19 protein-coding genes and 2 tRNA genes are annotated in these 23,605 nt (G+C 36.7%); 9 read left to right on the top strand and 12 right to left on the bottom strand.

Features of this window, described 5'->3' with window-relative positions; translation table 11 throughout:
* Window positions 1–144: 144 nt before the first annotated feature.
* Window positions 145–285, bottom strand: a complete 141-nt coding sequence (locus tag AYT27_RS09315) for a phage tail assembly protein (RefSeq protein WP_223396390.1) — start codon at window positions 283–285, stop codon at window positions 145–147.
* Between the two features lie 758 nt (window positions 286–1,043).
* Between AYT27_RS09315 and AYT27_RS06365 the strand changes: the two genes are divergently transcribed.
* From AYT27_RS06365 to AYT27_RS06350, 7 genes are all read left to right on the top strand, one after another.
* Window positions 1,044–2,240: a multidrug effflux MFS transporter gene (locus tag AYT27_RS06365; RefSeq protein ID WP_011181083.1), complete on the top strand. Its 1,197-nt coding sequence runs from the start codon at window positions 1,044–1,046 to the stop codon at window positions 2,238–2,240.
* 279 nt (window positions 2,241–2,519) lie between these two features.
* The gene (locus AYT27_RS06360) at window positions 2,520–3,251 is read left to right on the top strand and encodes an alpha/beta hydrolase family protein (protein ID WP_011181082.1); all 732 of its coding nucleotides are present in this window, start codon (window positions 2,520–2,522) and stop codon (window positions 3,249–3,251) included.
* Window positions 3,241–3,378 (top strand): hypothetical protein, encoded by a 138-nt coding sequence (locus AYT27_RS09310; protein WP_223396389.1) that lies wholly within the window; start codon window positions 3,241–3,243, stop codon window positions 3,376–3,378. Before AYT27_RS06360 ends, AYT27_RS09310 begins: the two co-directional genes overlap by 11 nt.
* Window positions 3,379–3,919: 541 nt before the next feature.
* A complete protein-coding gene (locus AYT27_RS09305; RefSeq protein ID WP_223396453.1) occupies window positions 3,920–4,390 on the top strand; it encodes an isocitrate/isopropylmalate family dehydrogenase in 471 nt (156 codons plus the stop codon).
* A 36-nt stretch (window positions 4,391–4,426) separates the two neighbouring features.
* Window positions 4,427–5,035 carry a molybdopterin-binding protein gene (locus AYT27_RS09300; protein WP_011181081.1) on the top strand — a complete coding sequence of 203 codons (609 nt, stop codon included), beginning with the start codon at window positions 4,427–4,429 and terminating at the stop codon, window positions 5,033–5,035.
* On the top strand, window positions 5,020–5,397 hold the full coding sequence (locus AYT27_RS09295; protein WP_011181080.1) for a hypothetical protein: 378 nt from the start codon (window positions 5,020–5,022) through the stop codon (window positions 5,395–5,397). Before AYT27_RS09300 ends, AYT27_RS09295 begins: the two co-directional genes overlap by 16 nt.
* Window positions 5,398–6,750: 1,353 nt before the next feature.
* The gene (locus AYT27_RS06350) at window positions 6,751–7,710 is read left to right on the top strand and encodes an N-acetylmuramoyl-L-alanine amidase (RefSeq protein ID WP_011181079.1); all 960 of its coding nucleotides are present in this window, start codon (window positions 6,751–6,753) and stop codon (window positions 7,708–7,710) included.
* Window positions 7,711–8,643: 933 nt separating this feature from the next.
* Here the strand turns inward: AYT27_RS06350 and AYT27_RS06340 are convergent.
* Window positions 8,644–9,852 carry a porin gene (locus AYT27_RS06340; RefSeq protein ID WP_011181078.1) on the bottom strand — a complete coding sequence of 403 codons (1,209 nt, stop codon included), beginning with the start codon at window positions 9,850–9,852 and terminating at the stop codon, window positions 8,644–8,646.
* A gap of 319 nt (window positions 9,853–10,171) precedes the next feature.
* Here AYT27_RS06340 and AYT27_RS06335 point away from each other — a divergent pair.
* A tRNA-Ser gene (locus AYT27_RS06335) sits at window positions 10,172–10,262 on the top strand.
* Between the two features lie 1,986 nt (window positions 10,263–12,248).
* Here the strand turns inward: AYT27_RS06335 and AYT27_RS06330 are convergent.
* The 10 genes from AYT27_RS06330 to rpmH form a co-directional block, all read right to left on the bottom strand.
* Complete coding sequence (locus AYT27_RS06330; RefSeq protein WP_011181077.1) at window positions 12,249–13,511, bottom strand: MFS transporter; 1,263 nt, start codon at window positions 13,509–13,511, stop codon at window positions 12,249–12,251.
* Window positions 13,508–14,572: a HesA/MoeB/ThiF family protein gene (locus AYT27_RS06325; RefSeq protein WP_011181076.1), complete on the bottom strand. Its 1,065-nt coding sequence runs from the start codon at window positions 14,570–14,572 to the stop codon at window positions 13,508–13,510. The genes AYT27_RS06330 and AYT27_RS06325 overlap by 4 nt, the downstream gene beginning before the upstream one ends.
* 991 nt (window positions 14,573–15,563) lie before the next feature.
* A tRNA-Leu gene (locus tag AYT27_RS06320) sits at window positions 15,564–15,648 on the bottom strand.
* Window positions 15,649–16,032: 384 nt separating this feature from the next.
* A complete protein-coding gene (locus AYT27_RS06315) occupies window positions 16,033–16,653 on the bottom strand; it encodes a 2,3-bisphosphoglycerate-dependent phosphoglycerate mutase (protein ID WP_011181075.1) in 621 nt (206 codons plus the stop codon).
* Window positions 16,654–16,688: 35 nt separating this feature from the next.
* Window positions 16,689–17,492, bottom strand: a complete 804-nt coding sequence (gene dapB / locus AYT27_RS06310) for a 4-hydroxy-tetrahydrodipicolinate reductase (protein WP_011181074.1) — start codon at window positions 17,490–17,492, stop codon at window positions 16,689–16,691.
* 320 nt (window positions 17,493–17,812) lie between these two features.
* On the bottom strand, window positions 17,813–18,505 hold the full coding sequence (locus AYT27_RS06305; RefSeq protein ID WP_011181073.1) for a glutathione S-transferase family protein: 693 nt from the start codon (window positions 18,503–18,505) through the stop codon (window positions 17,813–17,815).
* A gap of 139 nt (window positions 18,506–18,644) precedes the next feature.
* Window positions 18,645–19,292 (bottom strand): ribosome biogenesis GTP-binding protein YihA/YsxC, encoded by a 648-nt coding sequence (gene yihA / locus AYT27_RS06300; protein ID WP_011181072.1) that lies wholly within the window; start codon window positions 19,290–19,292, stop codon window positions 18,645–18,647.
* Window positions 19,289–21,127, bottom strand: a complete 1,839-nt coding sequence (yidC, locus tag AYT27_RS06295) for a membrane protein insertase YidC (protein ID WP_011181071.1) — start codon at window positions 21,125–21,127, stop codon at window positions 19,289–19,291. The genes yihA and yidC overlap by 4 nt, the downstream gene beginning before the upstream one ends.
* On the bottom strand, window positions 21,117–21,509 hold the full coding sequence (gene rnpA, locus AYT27_RS06290; protein ID WP_034448170.1) for a ribonuclease P protein component: 393 nt from the start codon (window positions 21,507–21,509) through the stop codon (window positions 21,117–21,119). The genes yidC and rnpA overlap by 11 nt, the downstream gene beginning before the upstream one ends.
* Before the next feature lie 119 nt (window positions 21,510–21,628).
* Window positions 21,629–21,763, bottom strand: a complete 135-nt coding sequence (rpmH, locus tag AYT27_RS06285) for a 50S ribosomal protein L34 (RefSeq protein WP_011181069.1) — start codon at window positions 21,761–21,763, stop codon at window positions 21,629–21,631.
* 599 nt (window positions 21,764–22,362) lie between these two features.
* Between rpmH and AYT27_RS06280 the strand changes: the two genes are divergently transcribed.
* Complete coding sequence (locus AYT27_RS06280; RefSeq protein WP_011181068.1) at window positions 22,363–23,457, top strand: Mrp/NBP35 family ATP-binding protein; 1,095 nt, start codon at window positions 22,363–22,365, stop codon at window positions 23,455–23,457.
* Window positions 23,458–23,605 lie beyond the last annotated feature (148 nt).

Genomic DNA, 23,605 nt, shown 5'->3' with positions numbered 1-23,605 from the left:
TGATATTTTCTTGAAATTTGTTGATCACCTCAAACGCTTTTGTTATTAAGGGTTCTAGAATTTCTTTTATGTTTAGAAAATCATAAGGATCGAGTTCATTCATAGCACTATAGGACCACCCTGAAAGAGAGGCAATCATTTCTTTTATTTGCTCGATGCCGTTCCTTTCTCTATCGCTTTTAAGTCTTTAAGTTTCGGGTGACGTAAGTTGATTTTTGTGTGTGTTTTCCCAGCAATTTCAATAGGTATTAGTAATTGATAGTTGAAAAAGTCTGTTCTCTTCATGACTTCTTCTTATTTTTTTCTAAATGAGATGAAAATAACACTTTAAGCTCAATTGTATGATATTTATCAATGCTTGGTAATAAAGTTTCGATGGTCATAGAAGCGAAATGTATTTGAATTGTTAGGCAATTTGCAGAAGCAATCTTCTTTATGCTGTAGCTAAGTTGGATCAAAGTTTATTGCTCAATTATTTATGCTGATAAAATTTTCTACATGAAGAGCTTTCATATTATATTGTTGTGTTGGTAATGTTATATTTGCGTTGATAGTTTTTTAAAGGGGGAGTTTGCGTATACCGTTTTTTTGCTTTGAGTACTATAAACGTATTCTTGTAAAAGCTATTATAAAAGAGTGATATTATTATAAAGTAGAAGACATATGATTTAGAAACATCTTTTTTACAATATCAATAAAAAAGCTTGATGAATTCTTATGATAAGATATAACAACAGCCGAATATGGTGTTTTCGGAGTGGTCGATATTCTTCTGAGGGATTGGGGGATTAATATTTTTATTTCCTTTATTTAGATTTGAAATGAGATTTTGGCAACGCTTGAAAGTAATCCATGGAGTATAAAGTAAAGCGCTAAGGATTTTTATTCATTAAGTAGATATTACAAGAATATCTTATAGAGTCTGGTATGTCAGATGAATTTTCTTAAAAAGTAAAAGTAAAAATTATATATTTATTATAAATAAAAAATAATTATTCAAATAAATAACATTTATTTTTAAATTATAAAGTGTGCCTTTGTTCATGCAACATAAATATACATTACCATTCATTATACTTATTGTTTTTTTATCGACAGGAGGTCTGATTTCTACAGATATTTTTCTGCCAGCACTTGGAGAAATGCGCCAATACTATCAAGTTACTGAATCTCAGATTCAAAGTGCGGTGGCAGTTTTTCTATTTGCATTGGCTATCGGACAGCTAATTTATGGGCCACTCAGTGATAATTTTGGGCGTAAAAAAACACTGCTCTTTGGCTTATTTTTATGGCTATTTACCACGTTAAGTGTGATTTATACAGTTCATATTCAAGCTTTTCTTGCATTACGTTTCTTACAAGGTCTTGGAGCTTGTGCGGGAATTGTTTTAAGTCGTGCTATTATCAATGATTTGTTAGATAAAAAAGCAGCAGGAAAACTTTATTTGATTGTTTTTCCCTTTATTGGAATGTCACCAGCGTTTGCTCCTTTAGTTGGAGGCATGCTGTTACAAGCTTTCAGTTGGTATGCTACTTTTATTTTTTTAAGTCTTTTTATATTCTTAACTATTTTGCTCTGTTGTTTTGTCTTAACGGAAACATTGCCTCTTCAAAAGCGTCAGCATTTTTCTTTTGTGGGATTTATGAAGGCGTGTTTGGGAGTTCTCAGAAATAAACAATTTATTTTTTATGCACTTATTCCCTGCTTTTCTTACGCCGCCTATTTTGCGTATATTGTAGAATCGCCTTTTTTACTTACAATCTTAGGTTTGCCACCAATCTATATTGGCTATAGCTACATTGGTGTTTCGTTACCCTATATTTTGGGAAATCTGATGGCACGATGGCTTTTTAAACGAGAATCTATGGAAAAAACTGTCTGGCGCGGGTATATTATTTTTGTGATAGGAGGGGTATTATTTGCCTTGCAAATGTATGTTAGTCCATGGCCACTTGTAACGAGTTTTATAGCTATCGCTGTTCTTACTTTTGGTAATGGTTTTTTATTGCCATTAGGGACAGCCTTGGCTATTTCCTCACATCCGCAAGCTGCTGGGGCAGCCTCTGGTGTTATGGGGGCCTTACAATTAGGCAGTGCTGCGTTAAGTGCTTCCGTTATTGGAAAGACGTCTGGGCACAATCCAAAGACTATGGCAGTTTTATTGGCTGTGTGTTGTTTGCTCGGATTTATGATTTATGTCCGCAAAGCATATGATTTTATGCGTGTGGAAATGGATTGAATGATAATAAAGAGAGCATCATGCTTTTGATGCTTTTTGTATGAATGAGACGTATCGGGTAGGTTGGAGTGAATTTTAATGACATGATTTCATCAAACATGCTTAAAGTTTATTAAAGCTTGGTGTAAATTTGATACGATTGGTTTTTACGGGTCGTTGTTTCGGGCAATTATTATGGGGTGGGGAGCTTATGCATGATAAAGTTTAGACTTTAATAGTACCTTTAGTGAGGAAGTTTCTGTTACAATTTATATTTTAAAACAAGGGGGGAATAGATAAATGAGTCTTCATATTATTATTCTTTCTCCTGTGATGCCAATCTGGGATCGAGGCGTTTTTTGTTCTTCGTTCACAAAGCTTTGTTTAGCAAGAGGATTCCACATTACTCTCCTGGATACACTGTCCCTTTTTCCCAGTCATTCTGCTTTTTGTAATAACTCTACTGTGGAAATTTTGCCTTTTATTACAGAGAAACTTAAAAAGTATTTTAAAGAACCCTCAGTGCTTGTGGGATTTTCTATGGCTGGAATGTTAGTGCAAATATTGGCGGCGCGACTTCCCAATGTTCAAGCTGTGCTTGCTGTGAATGCACCAGGCTATCCAGATAAGCCTTTAAAAAGACAAATTGGATGTATTCTAACTTTTTTGAAAAACAAAGATTTATCAGGAGCTTTAGAAATACTCAATAGTTTTATGTGTCCCCGTGGAGGCAGGGAAAAAAGAGTTTTATGGGAGATCCCTGATGAGCAAAAAAGCGTGGCAATTGAACGTATGACACGAGGATTTACATTCTTGTTGGGGGGAGATGCTCGAGATGAGATTATCAAATATACTGGGAAGTTTTTAGCTTTAATTGGTGAAAAGTCACAACTTGCAACCTTAGCTAATCAAACGAAAAGTCAATGTCTGAATCATGAATATCAGGTCATCTCTGGTGCGGGTACGCGTTTGTGGGATGACAATCCTGCTATGACGAATGCAATTGTTCATAAATGGATTGATGCATTATGAAAAAGAAGATTCTTGTGTTACCGGTGATGGGGTAGGGTCAGAGCTCTGTGATGCGGCATTGATGGTCTTAGAGAAATTCCAATTGCCGATTGAATTAACCTATGGCGATATTGGTTGGGAATGTTAGAAGCAGGAAGGGAATTCTGTTCCTCAAGCAACGTGGCAAAAAATCACTGAGAGTGATGCCATTTTGCTTGGTGCCATGACTCGTCAAGAAAAAGAAGTTGCGTTAAAAGAACTTGCACCGCATTTAAGAGAAAAAACTTGCATATATTTCTCCCGTTATTCAGTTTCACCAAAGATTAGGTCTGTTTGCGAATATACGCCCTATCAGATACATTATTGGTCCGAGAAAGTCTTTTCATTTTTGTGTTATTACAGAAAATACCGAAGGTCTTTTTGCCAGACTAGATTTTCGTGGTATACTCCCCTGAAGCGACGGCATGGTTAAAACATTCTAATTTAGAAAAATATAATTGTGAGGAGGCAGCATACACGGTGCGTTTACAGACGCGTTTTTGTATAGAGCAGTTGTTTGAATATGCTTTTTTTATGTGTGTGCGCATAGTTTCAGGAGGGTTACTTTTGCTGATAAGCCAAATACTATGCGAGAAAATGCTCAATTCGCTCAAGAATTTTTTGAGAAAGTTGCTTAAAATTATCTAGAAATCGAAGCAGATATTCATAATGTTGATACGGTTGTTTTATGGATTACAACGAATCCAGAGCATTTTGGTGTGATTGTTGCTGAAAATATGTTTGGTGATACTCTCTCTAACCTTGGTGCTGGAGTGATGGGAAAATTGTGTTTTGCACTTAGTGCAAGTGTGGGGAGCAATGTTGCATGTTTTTGCCTATTCATAGAAGTGTATCGCACATTGCTGGACAGAATAAAGCAAATCTTTCTGCTATGCTTTATTACCACGGCTTTACTCTTAGATCATTTAGGCTTTAAAGATGTAGCATGGCAACTGTTTGAGAGTGTTGATCAGGTTATTCGTGCTGGAAAAACTGCTCCCTATGATTTAGCAGGTTCAGCTTCTACACACCAGATGACTGAAGCTGTTCTTAATTCTCTCGCAAATTCTGTTTGTCGGGCAGCGGTTATTACCGTTGATGATGAACTCCTTTCAGGATAATATTTGAATACGAATTTATAAGATTTGAGTCAAAGCTTGGAAAAGAGAAATATCCAAGTAACACGTCATTTTGTTTGCGCTGATCAATTACAGCAAATTAGTGAAACTGTGATTGCTTGTCTTGGACAAGAAGATCTCATTACCATCAGTGGAGGATTAGGACCAATATCTGATGATAAAACACGTGATGCGGTTGCTAAAGCTGTAAGGCAACCTTTGTTTCATCATGAAGATGTTTGGCAAACAATAAAAGGTCAATTGGGGTGGTTAGGGAGCACACCGGATAGTAATAATGCGCGTCAAGCATTATTTCCTGAGACGGCAAAAGTGCTTGATAATCCTACCGGTACAGCACCTGGCTTTTACCTCTCTTGTGGTGAAAGTATCCTTGTGATTTTAACTGGTTCGCTTACGCAAGCTTTTGCGCTTTTAGAAAATTATTTAGAACATGGTGAGAAGAAATATTCTTCTGTGTCGCGTGCTCGCTATGCGTGGATTTTGATTGGAATTGATGAAAGTGCCATTGCGCATTGGGTTGATTGTCAGTTGGCAAATGAGCTATTTGAACGGCATTTTTATGGAAAAGCCCTTATGTTTTCGTACAATTGGTTGGCTAGTCATCAACGCTTTTGGCTCAGCATTTAATCGAAAAATTTGAAGACCATTTTTGTCTATATTTAGTTGGTGCAGAAATTACCACTGCTCGTCAACAATTAGCGATGCACGCAGAAGTTCACTGGTTGGCAAATGATTTACAGCTTTTAAAATATTTTCAGTCAATAGAGAAAAGTGCAAAAACTGTTCCACAGCTTGAGGTTGAGGTTAGCTTATCGGCTTCTTTGGAGATATTAGAAAACCAAAAAGAAAGCCTTGTGCATATTACAATCACTGTAAAGATGAAAGGTTATAGTGATGATCATATTTCTTTTCCTTATACACGACTGCTTTTAGGTGTGGTTTTACAGGAATATGCCGCTTGGTCGGTTTTCAAAATATATGTAAAATGAAGGAGGTGTAATGATCCTCTGTTGAGACTCAGCAATATTCCTCAAAATATTATTTGTTATTAGACAGTTTTGTTGTGATGCTTTAGAATATTGATGTGTGAAAGCAGTTTTATTTAATGTTATAGACTGCTCTTGTCTTGAGACATTTCATGAGAGGTGTCTTTACTCTTTTATAAAAAAATTTCTCTACATCTTGCTTGATCCCTCTTATGCCATATAAACGAGTGTTTTTTCTGATTAACTTTAAGAAAATCTTATTTTTTAGGGTACTCATGCAAGTTACAAAACTACGAATTATCTTTATAAGTCAACGTGTTATCATAATGTAAGACAACAACCAAATGCTCTTAAAAATAGTTCAATCTGTGTTGATGTATTTACAGAATTTATTGTGATCTCTGATTATCATGGTTAAAGTTGTTTTTAGTAGATGAGAAAATCTTTCTATTGAAACGGTCTCACAAAAATGCAAATAAAGAAAGAAATTCGATATTGTCATTTCGTGGTCCTTTAATTCCTGAGGTTAGAGGACCATGTTATCTCCTGTTTACAACAAATTTTATACAATTTTAGTTAAACGATATATGCATATGAAAAATTGAGAAAATGTTGGTATCATAGCTATGAAATCATAATAACCTAGGAAGGTTGTTATTGAGGAAAAATTTCTTGTTATGTTTTGATTTAGAAATGCAGGATATGACTTTAACAGTTATAAGTGAGAACCGCTTTATAAAAGAATAAGCGATTATCTCGCGTCTCTATTTTGTGTACAGAGAAAATTTTCAAATTTTGTTAAAAATACGCCAATGAAGAATTTCATTCCAGATGTGCATTGTTAACGGGCTTGTCAAGAAATCTCCATAAAGTTTTCATAAGAAAATCCTTTGGAGTATTTTACCTCTTGCAGGATGATGAGGCATCATGCCTTATGCTCTGTGTGATGTGCTCTTTGGATATGTTTGATTTAGATTGAAAAGAGGAAAAGCTGTTTGGCTTACAAGATATGAACAAATATTTGATAAGCAAGTTCTCCGTTATTTTTATTTATTTTTTTAGGGGTAATCTTTTCGGTATTTTGAGGAAGAAATATCTTATGCGGTGGGGCTTGTTAAGGTGCTCGAGATTCAGAGCGTTGGGTGTATGGAAAACTTTGGGAAATGTATATTGATTGTTGGTAAGAGTTTGATGTTTTGCCAATCATATGGTTTTCACCATAAAGCTGACAATTTTTGTTTGTGAGTTGTGCAGTATATTGTAAAAATTTTCAAAAATAATACCAAGGTTATTTTCCTGTGCAGCCTGTTGTGATGTGTGGTGGTCTGTGTAAATGAGATAGAAAGGAAGTTTTTTATGTATCAGATTGATTACAACAGCTATCGTTCTGTAAAGAGCTTTAATCGTCGTATTCGTTTTCTTGTGATGCATTATACTTCACTTGATTTTAAAGCATCGATCATGGCTCTTACAGGAGAGAGGGTTAGTGCACATTATCTTGTTCCTGATCCATCAGAACAGACCTATATTGAGGCAGGATTTAAGGATATGCGTATCTTTAATCTTGTTGATGAAAACGAGCGTGCGTGGCATGCAGGCGTTAGTTCATGGGCTGGGCGTAGTAATTTAAATGATACGTCTCTTGGAATTGAAATAGTCAATTTAGCAACTGGACATTCTGATTCTTTAGAGGAGATATGCGCTGAAGCAGCTTTAAAGGATATGCGGGTTTTAAATCCAGTTCATGAAGGTGGGGGATCCTTGCAAACAGATGTTGGTTCATTAGCTGATGGCAGTCATGTTAGTGGTTTCGCGTTTCCTCTTGAAACAGTTAATGTGGTGACTTATAGTGATGAGGTATTTACATTTCCTCCCTACAATCCAACGCAAATTGATGCAGTTAAGGAGCTTGCGTTAAATATTCTTCAGCGATATCCTGATATTACACCAACCGATGTTGTGGGGCACAGTGATATTGCACTTGGAAGAAAGAGTGATCCAGGTGCTGCTTTTCCTTGGAAAGAACTTTATGCAGCAGGCATAGGGGCATGGTATGATGATGAAGTAAAGGATCACTATCAGGAGCAGTTTTGTAAGAGTTTTCCACTCAAAGCAGATGTTTTGGCTAAATTGAGATGTTATGGTTACGACATTTCGGCTGCATGTAGCGAAATAGGATATAAAGACTTAATCCGAGCATTTCAGCTTCATTTTCGTCAAGAAAATTATGATGGAATTTTAGATGTTGAAACAGCCGCGATTATTTATGCATTGGTAGATAAATATTTTCCGTCGAACGCTTTCAATGTGACGTGATTTAAATATATATCATACAACAATGAGTGTTGTCTTTTTTGAAGGATATTTTTCTTGGTTTTTGTGTGTAAACTCTGGGTGAGAAAAGGAGGATTATTTATACTATTAAAATAAAGTTACAGGCATCAGAATGAATAGGAAAAAAGTGAAATGGTTCGGAGAGAGATTTTAAAATTCTTTTTTTCTGTATATTGGTTTTCCTCATTTAAAAAATACTTAAAATTAAAGTATTGTGTGTATAAGAGAAAAGAATAGAATGTCTAAAAGTTGCCATAGAAAAATTCAACTCCATAATATTCGAGAAAAAAATACGCTTTATCAGCGCTACGTAAGCAAAATTTCATAACATGCTAAGAATGTTTTTGGAAAAGAGACGTGTTATGAATGGCTTTACATTCACAATATCTAATGCAAAAGGTGAGATAAAGCCCAACGATGGTTGAAATAAAAGAATAAGACACAAGCATTTCCAAGAAACAGGAAGTGCGATGCTAAAAACACGCACTTTTCTGCCTTTGCTGAATATTTTTGATGAACGAAAAAGTTGCTAACGCTTGCAAAAAACTCCGTTATTTGTTGAGCATTGTCATTTTTATTAAAGAATATTTCTATAATTTATTCTCTATCATTTTAGACGATATATCTATTTTGTTTTTGATTGTTTCCGAGGATATTTGTGTAATTTTGAGAACAAATTTTTTGATGATTAAAACCTCTATTCTTGAGATTACCTGTATAAAGCTTTTAAAATATGCTTCTTAACACTCATCTGGTTAATTTTCTTGGAATATTTTTGTAAAGTAAGTCGTTTTTTATCAGAGATAACAGCAGATAAATATCACAAGATACTTTTATGATCCTCATAGAGGGCTTTAAAAACAAAAAAACTGACAACAATAAGTTGCCAGTTTTTTTTAATCGAATCCAAAAAGATTAAAATGAACGTTGGAAGCGAATCATACCTTGTAAAGCACTTTTTCCATTGAGAGCATGGCTATAGGTTGTATCATTGTTCACACCCTTAAAAGTACGATCATCATTCCACGAAACGTAAGTAAGTTCAGGTGTAATCACAAAGCCTGGAATAAGCGTGTATGCAACATTTACAGAAGTCGCAAAGGTTTTTACAGCACTATAAGAGACTTGAGCATTCAAATTTGCTTGTGGAGTGAGTTTGTAAGTTGCTCCAGCCCACGCTGCCCATTTGCCACCCCAGTTTGCATAAATTGTTGAGCTCTGTCGTGACAGTGCATTGTTTTCGTCTTTTGTATAGTAATCAATATTATTTTTATAACCACCCATTACCCATAGATTTAAACGATCATTGACATTAAAATCTAAGCGTACTTTACCAGCCCATTTTTTGTAGTAAGCATCATATGCAGCAACTGTTGAAAAGCCACCCCATTTTTGCATAAATTTTATACCAAAAACCAGATTTGGAGTGTAGTTCTTTATTCTTTTGCTTGGAAAGCTCTCATTAGAAACGACAGCAACTTTATCCTCTTTATTGATGTAATAATATTCTTTACCTTCGGCAAGAGTAGGGATTGAATCATTGCCTAATTCAGCTCCAATAATAGCGGAGAACCCAGTATCGCCACTAAAGGTGTAAGAAATAAAATTGGTGCGTATATTACCTGCTGGTGCTACACTGTCGTCATTTATAACGTTGCCGTAGCCACCGGTCCAACTGCTGAAAATTGTATCGTCAAGACCTACACGAAAACCACCAAGTTCAATGTATGCGGCTGTAAGTTTTGCACCATCTTTGTTTTGACCGTTATTCCAGTTTGAGAAGATCCGGGCATAAGAGCGAAGTGTTCCCAATTCTGTTTCAGAAGCAGCTTGAAAAACAAGGGTTAACCGTGAGGATGCACTATAGGTTTTATTTTTAGTATTTAAATCGGCATTAGTGTTTGCATCGATGTTATCACCACCTATAAAATCAGCGCGGACATTTCCTGACAAACGCATGCAGGTCTCTGTTCCAGGGATATAGAAATACCCTTTGCCATATGCATCGCAAACGCGAACAAACTCTACAGGCTCTGGTTCTGCAATAAACGTTGAAGCTGCTTGTGCTCCAGAAATTGCTACAAAAGCTACTGTAGAGCTTAAAAGGATGGACTTAACATTCATAATGGATCTCCAGTAAAAGATAAGTTAACCCTCTTAGGGAATATTATTTGCTCAACTTATTAAATACAAATAAAGACATACTAAAACATTTTGTAACTATGATTCCAGCTATACTGTTCTTTTTTCGATATACAAATATGAAATTATCTTTTTAAAGAGTATCCATACTACTATTCAAGGAAATGTGGTAAAAAAGTCACAATTTTCATTTGTTAATTTTTTTCTAATGAGATCGATAAAACAGAAAACGATCAGATATTTTTGAAAAAAATCGAAAATGTCTTGCACTTTGTATTCATACCGTTTATTCACCACCCTTGGAGAGGTGGCCGAGTGGTCGAAGGCGCTCCCCTGCTAAGGGAGTAGGGCTCAAAAGGCTCTCGAGAGTTCGAATCTCTTCCTCTCCGCCATTTTCAATACAATCAATAGGTTATGTGAAGGTGAGGGGGGGGTATTCCTTGCATTTGCTGATTTATTTTTTATATATTCTGTGCTTTTTTGCAGTTTTTGGGTTGATTCTCTTGTTCATCCTTTTTGAGTATAGAATGATATCGTATTATCTTCAGTCCTGCCAACGAGCGTTTTCATTTGTGAAATTATCATGCTTGCATTGACAGGGTGGGTTTATGCTCATTTTCCAATTTATATGCTGATTTTTTCGTTTCTGCTTAGAAAACGCTTTATAAAACAGATTGTCAGAATTTTCTTTGGTCATTTTTGAGCTGCTTTTAGCGCAGAGGAGTGTTTTATTTCCGATAGACAAACTCCAAGTGTTATAACTAGTTCAGGTAACATGAGGAGAAAGATACCTGTGTAGAATTTACTTTATTTCTGTTTTTTAAGGAAGGATGTAATCTTTTACGTTTTGCCCCTGGTTCAAATAATGCTGTTCCAGCGCAAATCTTAAGAAAAAAAACAGTTCAGACATGTTCATAAATCTAAGATTCTATCCTTAATAATATTTTTCTGCGTCTTTTTTTCTTTAAAAGGAGGAGCTATGTTTGTTTTGAAAGTTTTTTTTATCCTAAAGTTGAATTATATTCTAAATCACTCGTCCATTTAAAAAGACTATAGCATGCTTTCAGAAGATTTTTCGCTATTGTAGAGAATCCTTTGCGTGGTTCAAATGCTGTTATGAACTGTTTTTTGATTGTTTGGTATGGAATGTGTTCATATAAAATTCCAACGCTTTTATGATAATGGAGGTCTTCTGATCTTTGAACGGCTTTTTGGTGATACTCTATCCTATTCGGTTCGAAGAGCTATGCCAATGAACCCTCACTAAGTTTGTGTGATTTAGATTTAAGAAATCTCTCTGTTTCGTAATGCAGAAAGCGTGATTTTGTAGTTGTTAACAAACTTTCTTGTTCTATAATTTTTGTGTTTCTTTTCCTTAGATCCATCACTCATATGCACACAGTGTTATTATTCTGTTAGTGATTTTTTTCATGAGATGAGACAGGGCGGTTAAGTGGCGTAACTTACAGGGGGTATCAAAATCGTAATTGTCGTTGAATGAATTCACACTGTATTTGGAAGTGTTTTTTAGGCATTTCGATTCTCCATTTAGGCTAGAGAGAGATTTCACCCGTTGGCTTGATTATCATTTATTCATCATTTTTTGCTTTCTATAGGTTACTCTACTTAGGGTATGAAGTGAAGCGTTGTCCGTTTCTTGCACTTTTTATTGCGACAGTTTTTTTATGAAGGATGCTATGAAAAAGTTAGCAATGCAGGCATCATTACCTTACACGTATTTGATACAAATGAGAATGGGTAAGATATTGGGGAGAAGAATATCTGCTATAGTTTTAAGTGGCTCTCGTTGGAATCTGTTCTATGATTTGCTCTGTTTTCAGTTAAAGGCAATACATTATTTATAATGATCATTCATCATTTTGTTATGTCAATGAGAGCTCTGAATATCATAAGATTTTCTTATTTCACATCTTCTTATTTTGAATCAATCAAAATCATTCGCTTGCAAGTCATAAGTGACGGTAGTGTGTGGATAAGAACTCTTCAAGAAAGGAGTAAAAAATATCTTTTATGAACTGTTTCAATGGAAGGATTGTGGTAACATTTTGAGTTGGCAAATAGAATGATGCTGTCAGTTTTCACCTTCATAAGTATAAAGAAGGTGATGAACAACGGATTTTTGGTTATGCTGTTGTTTATGGATGATTTCGCGAAATGAGCTTGGGGGTCTTGAAAGATGTTTTTGTAAAACGTGCGTGCATTTATACTATAATGACTTTCTGTTCTTTGTGAGGGGTGTGAGCCTATTAGAGACAACAAGTGTTTTACGTGCAATGAGGCTGTTTCTCATTGTGGTGTATGCCTCATATCTTGAAGTGTTGATGTACAAGATGGTTTAAAGAGGTGTTGGTCATATTTCAAGAGGCATCATTTTGAGCGGTCATTGTATGGTTTTCTTTTCGTAGAGCTTTGCGAGAGTGGGACATCCATCTCATGAGGACCAAACCACACATGAAAAAAGTCACGGTCGGTAATATCAGATAATAAGACGGTGAAATTTTTGCAGGCAGAAAAGAGATGATGCTTAAGACCGCAATTGAAAATATTCGTCCACTGAAAGATACGGCGCCAATGACACCAGAAATGTGCTGAGTTTGTTTTTGGTTAAGTTCTGAGAAAAACAAACTTTTTGCTCCGATGGGTACGGTGCAAATAAATCCATGGATTAACGAAAATGCGATAATTGCTACAGCTGTTTGATTGCCATGAACTAAAAAATAAAGTGCTATGCACATCAGGGCAGAAAAGAATGAAAAATATTTTACAGAATTCCTATATTTGTTATCTAATACATGATATTGAGACATCAGTAGATTTGAAAAATATTGCGCTGAAAAAGCTCCTATATGGCAGCACATAAGTGTGAGCATTTGCGAACTGTTAAGGTAGTCGATTTTGCTCGTTGAAAGTGTTATCGGTTGCCAGAAATGATAAATAATTTGAATGCCAGCATTAAAAAGGCACATGAGAAAAATAAACCATGCTCCTCCCATGGTATTTTGAAAGATCCACAGTGTTTCTTTGGCATGGTGGAGGATCGTTGTTGTTTTGTATTTTTCAATCGCTGTCTTTTTTTCTTCAGGAACAATCAAAAATATTAAAAAGATAATGCTCATCATCAAACACGAAATGATATATCCCATAAAATATTGTCCAGAGTAGTATATCGTGCCAATTCCTATGATGCCGCTAATAATGCTACCGAAAGAATTTACTTGGTGGTAGAAATGGGCATAATGCGAAAAGCGATCTTGTTTGTTGTCCAGTGAGTGATAAATCCATCCGTCAATGGCACTGGCAATGAGGCAAATTCCCGCGGCATAGAGGATTTGTGCAATGATAAGGATTGCCATATTGGGGGCTTTAAGGCAGAGAAGATAAAATGCGCCTGTCATGATGACCCCAGCTATAACAGAATATTTACGCCGATATCTGTCTGAGAGAACAGCACAGGGAAAATCAAGAAGTAGAATGGTTAGGGAAAAGGCAACTTGAAGCAGAGCCAATTGCGCCAGACTCACTCCCATAGATATTAAAAAAATCGTATGGTAGACACCAATCAGCATTCGTGCTGCATTATAGGATCCATAGGCGAGAGCGAGGGTGCGTGGTCTGTTCATTGTGGTGTTCCACAGACCTTACAGTGAGGATTTTTCTTTAGAGAACGTTCTTCTGTGAAAAGTTGGCTGCTCCATATCCCCACACGGCGATCTATGGAAAGCAGATTGCCATAACCACCTAAAAACTTAAGAGCATCATTGGCACACATGGCAGCTGAAAGGGCGTTTACAGGAGGAAATGTCGCAACTTTGAAGTTATTATTGATAGCAGTGCAAGCTTCGTGGATTAAAGAATCACCTTTTTCGGGAAGATTTTCTATAGATGTGCTGCATGCATAGCAACCAGTTTGTCCAGGTATGTAAAAAGGACCAAAAATAGCTATATCGTTGACATAACCTGAATTTATATAGGCTTGTTTATTTTTTACACACCATTCATTTATCCATGGTCTTAGCATATCAGGTGAATCAGCAGAAATGATCCATAAATCTGCTTTGGGTAATTTGTTGATATCTTCTTTTTCAGTAATGAACATTTGTAACTCATGAACTTCACTTTGGCTGTTTCTCCGTATCAGCTCACGTTGAAGAACAGTTGTTTTCGGAAGCCCTATATCTTCTTCAGTAAAAAGAATTTGTCTGGTAAGGTTGGTCATCTCGATCACATCATTGTCAACGAGAATTAATTTTCCGACGCCGGAGGATGCTAGTATTGCTGATACATGATTACCAATCCCGCCGCATCCTAAAATGACGACCACTTTTTGTGAAAGGGTATGCTGAACGGAGGCTGGATGCATACCGTAACTTTGATAATGGAGATGACTTCTAGAATACCGATTATGGAAGATATTGTCTGATGTTTCAGCCAAAACAAGAAAGTGGTTAGAAAAAAGAAAGTTAAATGCACGGTTAAAGTTTTCTCTTGACATGATTGACGATAGCGAATTGTAAGTTTCTTCTTTCGTCTTTTTCTCGATCCACTGTGCTGCGAGAAGTACCAAGTTTTCCCAGTGTTTTCGATCATTGATAATAAATTGCTTTGAACCTGCACCAAAAATTGCATTCTTTTTATGGACAACAACACGTGTGTATTTTCCCAAAATATATTGCTGTTCCATTATTCCTCCCCCATTTACTTATCAAACTAACTTTTCCCTGAAAAGTAATTTCAGGGAAAAGAATGCAATCTTATGCGTTATAATTTCTATAATCCATGACATCCAGTTAATTTCTATGTTTTTGTTATTCACTATTCATCGACAGAGGAAAATCTGTGTTAAAACGTCATTATTGTAAACACATTTTTATGATGTAAAGTGATTATTTTATAAAAAATATTTAATGGAATTTTACTTAACAAATAAAATCTCTCCGAATTTATAGCTATTTTTATATTTTGCAAACAAATGCACTTTGTTTAGCTTGAATTTTATTTTTTATGAGCAGTACGTTATTCTACTCTCATTAGTTGCAAATTATTCTGTCACAAAAACCTTATGCTATCACTTTGATATTTCTCTATTGCTGAAGATTCTATTGTTTTTTCCTAGCACAATTAGACGTTCTTTTGTTTGTATTATTCCAATTATCTAATTCTAATGGAATTCTTTTTTGCAAACAATTGGAGGTATGTTTTGTTGCATTTAAAAAAATCAGGAGTGGGTGAAAAAGAAAATTTGTCATTAAGTTTCATTTACACGGTTGACCAATTTAGCATGGTTCAGCTTAGCTTTTGCAAGGTAAAGTGACGATAGAAGTTTTTTTATTTCTTAAGATGCGATCTACAGATTAACAGCAATTTATGGAAAGCTAAATTGTTTTTATGATGTTATTAAAATCGCATTTATTCTTAAAAATAGTCAAAGCTCGTTTGTATTAAACTTTAATGATTGTGCTGTGGTAAGGAGAGAGCTTCAAAGGTTTTGCTTTTTTGAAAGTGTAAATACTTTGGACGTTTAGAATAGCTCAAAAATATCTAGAGAAAAAGTCGTGATTTAGAATAAATTATAGAAGTAAGTTGGGAAAACTTATTCCCTCACGTTTCTTTACAAATCCCTCAACTTTAAAAATTGTATAAAATCAATAAGCTATTTTTAGCATAAAATCAAATGGTGCCCAAAAGAGGACTCGAACCTCCACGCCTTGCGGCACAGGTACCTGAAACCTGCGCGTCTACCAATTCCGCCATCTGGGCTTAAAATTCATCTAAGCTTGCGAGGAACTTCTGTCAATAAAATTATCTATGGTGCCGTAAGCATTGTCTTTCATTACAGAAGGTGGAAAGCATATTCATCTATATTAAGAAATACATTGTCATCAATGTCTGATTTTAGTTTTCTTGTGCATCAATCAAATGTGAAATAATAAAGCTGAACGAAATATTCAGGGCAGAACTTATTTATAGAGCCTATGAAGTCAATCACATAAATGCTTAGCAGTAGGAACCTCCCAAGAGAAATCAATTCGGTGGAGATTAACGAGCTTAGTCTTTTAGAGTGAGGAAGAGATCAAAGAATTTATTTTTCAGTTTAAAATTATGAGATTGAATTCCTTATTGTGTCATTATACTTTCAGAAATTTAAGGGGTGATGATTGTCTTTGACGAAATTGTTGAGTCCGAATTAAATGTATAAACTATAGGAATGCCAGTTGCTAATTCTTGAGAGATAATTTCCTCACTATTTAAGCCTTCAAGTGCCATAATAAGAGCACGAAGAGAGTTACCGTGTGCTGCGATCAAAACAGTTTGAGAGCGCAAAATATGAGGTTGGATATGGTGAAGATAATAAGGCCAAACACGAGCACCAGTATCGCGAAGGCTTTCTCCATTAGGGGGAGCAATAGTATAGGAGCGGCGCCATATTTGCACTTGCTGTTCTCCCCATTTTTGACGCACTTCATCTTTATTCAAACCAGAGAGATCACCATAATTTCGTTCATTCAGTGCGGGGGTTTTTATCAGTTCTAAATCTGATTGTTCCATTTGTTCTAAGATGTTCTGGGCTGTTTTTTGTGCACGCTGTAGAGCAGATGTATAAGCGATATCAAATTTTAAACCAGTTTCTTTAAGTTTCTTACCTGCTGCTATTGCTTCGGTACGGCCTTTTTCTGTTAAACCAGGGTCCTTCCAACCGGTAAAGAGATTTTTGAGATTCCATTCACTTTGTCCATGACGAATGAGTACAAGTGTGCGTTCCATTATGAATTTCCTATGTTACATAAACTGTTTAAGATTCATTCGTTCAGTCCCAAAACATCAAGCATTGAATAAAGACCATTTTCGTGGTTCTTTGCCCATAAAGCTGCTTTTAATGCGCCATTGGCAAAAATAGAACGTTCTTGTGCTATGTGTGAAAGAACGATACGTTCATTTTCGCCTGCAAAAGTGATGCTATGATCGCCAATAACTGTTCCACCTCGTGAACAGGCAAAGCCAATTGTGCCTTTTTCACGTTTCCCTGTATGGCCACTACGTCCGTTGACACTCACATTTTTTAGCATAATATTGCGGCCTTCGGCGGCTGCTTGCCCAAGAAGGAGAGCTGTTCCAGAAGGAGAATCAACTTTGTTCGCGTGATGCATTTCATAAATTTCAATATCGAAATCATCATCTAATGCTTTTGCGGCTCTCTTTACAAGATTTGCCAAGAGATTAACTCCAAGACTCATATTTCCGGATTTGACAATAGTTGTATATTTTGCAAAGTCTGCAATTTGCGCTTCTTCTGTTTTACTAAACCCTGTTGTGCCAATAATATGAATAAGACTTTTTTGAGCAGCATAGTTGGCATAGAGAACACTTGCTTGTGGTTGAGAAAAATCTAAAATACCTTCAGTATTAGAAAAGGCGCTTTCTGGATCATCAGTGATGCGGACACCGAGAAAATCTGAACCAATCAATATACTGGCATCTTTATCTACAAAAGATGATCCTTTTCGTACAAGCACAGCACAAAGTTCTACGTCTTTCCTACGCTGAATAGCTGTAATAAGTTCGCGTCCCATTCTTCCATTCGCACCAACAACTGTAAGGCGCATATTTTTCTCCTTATGTCATTTTATTTCTTGTACTTATAGGCAAATTCTCTCTTGCTTTCCAATGGTTCTTTTTCTTATAGAAAAAAATTGTTTTTTAGGTATGTCAAAGAATTACCAGTTTATAGCAGCGTATGATGAGAAATACCTTCTTAATTGGTTAAAGAGTCAATGATGTGAATGTAACTTAATACATTTTTATATGTATTATGGAGAAGGCAAGATTACGTATGGTGTGTACAAATGTATAAGATTTCATTGTTATAGAAGCATATTCTCTGTACTGTTAAATATCGCTTTCACTTTCTATTGGGGAGAGGTGGTTAGAAGTCGAGATCTGCATAATGAGGACTTGCTACAATCCCACGGATGCGATCTGTTAAAAGAGGGCGAAAAGAAGGACGCGATTTAATCCGCATATACCAGTCTTTGGCAGCGGGCGATTGTGTCCAGTCAATTTCCCCCAGAAAATCAAGGACAGAAATAGTTGCTGCCGCTGCTAGATCTGCATAGGATAGTTCAGATCCAACTAAACAGTCGCGAGATGCACAAAGCCAATTCAGATAGTTCATATGTGGTAGAATATTGGCACGCGCATTGCGCAAAATTTGTGAATTAGGTGCACCTCCGCCAATGGCTAACGGCATTTCACGTTTATAGATTCGTTCTCGTACGATATGGCGCGTAGCTTCATTTTCAAACTTATTTAAAAACCAATCATTGAGACGACGTACCTCGGCACGGTCTAAAGGATTTTCCGGAAAGAATTTTTTCTCTTGTCGCAAACTTCCATGTGTTTCATCTAAATATTCGTAGATAACAATAGCTCCTGATAATGGAACTTCTTGTTCAGTAAGAAGAACGGGAACATTTCCAGCTGGATTAAGAGCGAGAAATTCGTGTCTTCTGGCCCATTCATGTTCTTCAATGAGCTGAGTGTTTATACTATATTCTCCAAGAATAAGACGTATAAAGCGGGAGGCAGAAGAGAGCGGGGAATGGAAAAGTGTCAGCATAATCTACACTTTCAAATAGAGTTGATAAGAATTCTTTCAAGTAATAAGAATTTTTATAAAGATGCTTTACTGGAAGTACAAGCTTATTAGCAGAAGCTGAAAATTAGGTTTAATAAACCCTTAATAACAGCAAGGTGTTTTACACTGCGATCGTTTGCAAAATGGCAGCACGCAATTCTTCCAAACCGAATGCTTTTTCTGAGGATGTTGCAAGAATTTCAGGATAAGCTGCTGGACGTTTGAGAAGCTTTGTTTTTGTGGTTATTATGCGTTGTTCAAGAACGCTTGATTTTATTTTATCACTTTTGGTCAAAACAATCTGATAAGAAACGGCTGCTTTATCAAGAAGCTCTAGAATCTCTGCATCATTCTTTTTAATACCATGACGTGAATCAATCAACACATAAACACGTTTTAGTGTTGTGCGCCCCCGTAAATAACTATAAATCAAATCTGTCCATGCATCAACCAAATTTTTAGGAGCTTTTGCAAAACCATAACCCGGCATGTCCACCAGTGCTATAGGGGGGAGATCCTCTGGGCGCCCACTGAAACCATCAGGTACAAAGTAATTAAGTTCTTGGGTACGTCCTGGCATATTTGAGGTACGCGCTAAACTTTTTTGTCGGACGAGTGCATTGATCAAAGATGACTTTCCCACATTGGAACGTCCGGCAAATGCGATCTCTGGTGGTCCTTCGGGAGGAAGAAAACGTATTGTAGGGACACCGCGAATAAAAACCCAATTGTGAAAAAAAATTCCAGAAAGGGAAGAATATTCTGTCATTCATGCGCTTCTTTTTTGGGTGATTTTCTCCACATGGCTTTAAGATTATCAAAAAGCTCAATTTTTACACCTTGACGTTTCATCATAATACCTTGCTGAATCATAGACAATATATTGTTCCATGCCCAATAGATGACTAGACCAACAGGGAAGGATGCGAGCATAAAGGTAAAGACAATTGGCATCCATGCAAAGATCATAGCTTGCGTTTGGTCTTGAGGAGCCGGGTTCATACGCATTTGTAAAAACATTGTTATGCCCATGATCAAAGGCCATGCACCAAGCATCAGAAATGCCGGAACTGTATAAGGCAAAAGACCAAACAGGTTAAAAAGAGAAGTTGGATCGGGTGCTGCTAAATCTTGAATCCAACCGAAGAAGGGTGCATGCCGCATTTCAATGGTGATATACAGAACTTTATAAAGAGCAAAAAATATTGGAAATTGAACCAACATTGGCCAGCAACCTGCAAGAGGATTGATTTTTTGGGTTTTATATAATTCTATTATTGCTTGTTGTTGTTTGGTTCGGTCCTCTGGATATTTTTCTTTTATTTCCAGCAACATCGGTTGTATGAGTTTCATACGCGCCATAGATTTATAAGATTTATTTGCTAGCGGAAAGAGAAGTGTTTTCAAGAGCACTGTGACAAGAAGAATGGCTATACCAAAATTGCCTGTTTGTTTATAAAGAATATCAATGAGCGAAAACATGGGTTTGGTTATGAAATCAAACCAACCCCAATCGATTAAAAGAGCAAATTTCTTAATTTTCAGGTCATTTTGATAGTGATTAATAATTTCAACTTGTTTTGCACCGGCGAAAAGACGATTTGTAATAGTTTTTGTCTCATTTGGAGCAACTGTTAAAAGCGAACCGAGCAAGTCAGATTGATAATGCGTTTGTAGGCGATCAAAATAAATAAAGCGGCTTGTATATTCTTTATCTTGTGGGGGAATAACCGCTACAGCCCAATATTTATCGGTAATACCAACCCAACCTCCTATGACTTTGGAGAAAGTCATACTTTTTTGACCATTATCGGGGTTTGGATTAAGTTCTGCTAAAGTTTTATATTTTTCCGTTTTGAGAGAATCGCCAGCGATCCCTATCATACCTTCATGGAGCAAATAGGTTGCATTTGTGTGTTCTGGAGGAGCTGCACGTGCAACGCGCGCATAGGATGAAAGATATATCGGTTTATCACTTTCATTTGTAATAGAATCCTCAATGGTAAACATGTAGTGGTCATCGATGGAAAGAATGCGACGAAAGGTTTGACCTTGTCCGTTATTGTAAATTAAAGTGACGGGTGTTGAAGGGGTGAGTGTTGTATTGTTTCCTTCTATGTGCCACCGTGTATCCGATTGTGGCAAAGCATCTTTTGACAAGGATGAACTTGTAAAACCAAATTCAGCAAGATAAGTTTCTTTGAAGCCTTTGGGGTTTAGTAAAGCAATTTCTGACGATTTTTTATCCACTGTCAGACGATATTTTTTAAGCAAAAGATCATCAAATTGTGCGCCAACAAGATTAATAGACCCTTCAAGTTCATTGGTTTTTATGGCAACACGATTTGTTTTGGCTAATTCAGCATCACGAATTTCAGGGCTCATTGGATGATTAATGATAAGTGCTGATTCATGCGTTGATGCACTGTCAGAAAAATTTGCAGTTGGAGAAGAAACTGCTGACTGTTGTTTTAACAGTTGCTGTGCGATTAATTGTTTTTGTTGTAACTCAGTCTGTTTGGGAGCCACATAAAAAAAATGCCATGCGATAAGCACTCCAAAAGACAATCCAATGGCGATAAAGAAATTCCTGTTATATTCCATTCGTATTACCCTGTTGCCGTTTCTGGTGTTTTGTTTTTGGTTTTATCCGCCGGCTTAATTCATTGACTAAAGATGTAAAAGGTGCATGAAGCGCATCAGGATGCGCTACAATAACATAGTCTGTTCCTGCTTCCATATCGTCTGTTAAACCAACCCTTACTGCTTCGCGCAGACGCCTTTTGATACGATTGCGTTTGACAGCATTGCCATTTCTCCGTGTAACAGTAAAACCTACACGTGCAACAAGAGAAGATTCCCTTTCTGCTGTTTGTTCCCTCGACTTAACTTCGAGCAAAAATAAGGGACCACGTCGTTTTTCTCCTGTGCGTACAGCCAAAAAATCCGCTCTCTTGCGAATGCGGCAGGGATGTTTTTTCTTCATAAAAAGCATTTCGCAATTTTACTAAATGCCTGCAAAAGCAGGCATTGAAGGTTCACAACAAAAATTTCACAACGAAGAAATAAATAAGGACTGTTCAATGGTTGTGAAAATTTAAATGCTTAAGCGGATAACCGCTTACGTCCACGAGCACGCCTTGCTGCAATGACTTTACGTCCACTCGCTGTTGCCATACGTGCACGAAAACCATGGCGGCGTTTACGGACAAGTTTAGAGGGTTGGTAAGTACGTTTCATTTATTTAAATACCGCGGAGTACGGCCCTTCTTAGCTCTATGAGCAGTTATGTGCTAGATGAAAAAACTAATCCTATTATAAGACTGTTAATCCATAAGGAAAAACATAAAAAAAGTCAATCTTAGATTATTTTTCTCTCTCTTGAAACAATACAAAAAGCTTCGTGATGGATATACATTTTGTTCATGACACTTTAAAGTTTAAGGAAGATAATACGTGGTTGTAATAACTTGGTTGATCGTTATCTCTTCTGTACCGCAAGTGAACGACCAAGAAGCAAGGAGTAAAGAAAGAAGCGTGATTTTCTGTTGGATGATTATAATTAAAGTGTTCTTTGAGGTAATTTTAACATGAGAAGTTTGCCAAGTCTTATAAAAAAAATTTGTGAAGTGCTTGTACGACAAGCATGTTTGATGGGAATTTATAGAAGTTTTGCGCTTGAGTTTTTTTAATTTAAGATTGGTTTCGTGTTTTAAAGAGATAAGGTATTAGATATTTACACTTTAATAAGGCGCATTAAAGTGGGAAATTTTGGATGATTAGTTTTAAATGCTGTCCTATTGTTGTGTTCGTTGGCATTTGTAGAGAGAGGGAAGGGCGTGGTTTCTATCACAAGCGATGCTATTCGCAATGCGTTACATAAAGTTAAAGGACCGAATTTTGAAAGTGATATCGTATCTTTGGGGCTTCTTTCAGAAATATTGGTTGTTCATGGCAAGGTTTTCTTTTCCATTACGGTTCCTGATGGACGTGTGCAAGAATGGGAATCGTTGCGCCGTTCTGTCGAAGAAGTGGTCTCTGCTTTGGACGGGGTTGAAGCTGTTTTTGTCACACTTACGACAGAAAGAAGACCAGAGATGTCTTCTCAGTTGCAGAGAGATGAAGTTTTTTTTGCACCAAAACGGAGAGCAAATAGATTGCTTGAGAAAATGCCGATAGAAGGTGTACGGCATGTGGTTGCGGTTGCTTCTGGAAAGGGGGGGGTTGGTAAATCTACAATGGCGATAAATATCGCTTTAGCTTTACAAGATTCTGGTTTCAAAACAGGTTTGATGGATGCGGATATTTATGGTCCTTCTTTGCCACGTTTGACAGGACTTGTTAACCAAAAACCACAGTATATTGACGGGAAAAAGCTTCATCCTCTTGAAAAATTTGGCCTTAAATTGATGTCGATGGGATTTTTGGTGGAGGAGGAAAATCCCGTGGTATGGCGTGGTCCCATGGTGATGGCTGCTGTAACACAATTGCTAAGAGATGTTTTATGGGGGCCTCTTGACGTTTTGGTGGTTGATATGCCACCGGGTACAGGGGATGCTCAATTGACGCTTGCTCAACAAGTACAGTTGACGGGGGCACTGATTGTTTCTACTCCGCAGGATCTTGCTTTAGTTGATGCTCGTAAGGCGATGGAAATGTTCATGAAAGTCAATGTTCCCATTTTAGGACTCATTGAGAATATGAGTTATTTTATTGCTCCTGATACAGGGAAACGCTACGATATTTTTGGTTATGGTGGTACGCGTGCAGAAGCCAGACGTCGAGGAGTCCCTTTCTTAGCAGAAGTGCCGCTTGATGCAGCTTTACGATCTTCTTCAGATGACGGTATCCCCATCTTTGTTGCTAAGCCTGATGAGGAGCATACTAAGCTTTATCGTTCGATTGTTGGGCAAATAAAAAACAAATTTTTTTAAATTTATCTTTTTCTCATAGGTTTTGCTAGGAGACAATCACTCAAAACATAAACAGTTGTTTTGTTGGTAACTGTAATGTGCGAGTGTTTCATTGTTGCTGAGAGGGATAAAGGTTAAATAAATTGCAAAACTGTCACGTAATTGGGTG

Origin of the sequence: Bartonella henselae str. Houston-1, assembly GCF_000046705.1 — a bacterium.
GTDB classification, from domain to species: domain Bacteria; phylum Pseudomonadota; class Alphaproteobacteria; order Rhizobiales; family Rhizobiaceae; genus Bartonella; species Bartonella henselae.
Note: the sequence above shows the minus strand (reverse complement) of the source record. Positions and strands in the feature narration are given on the sequence as shown.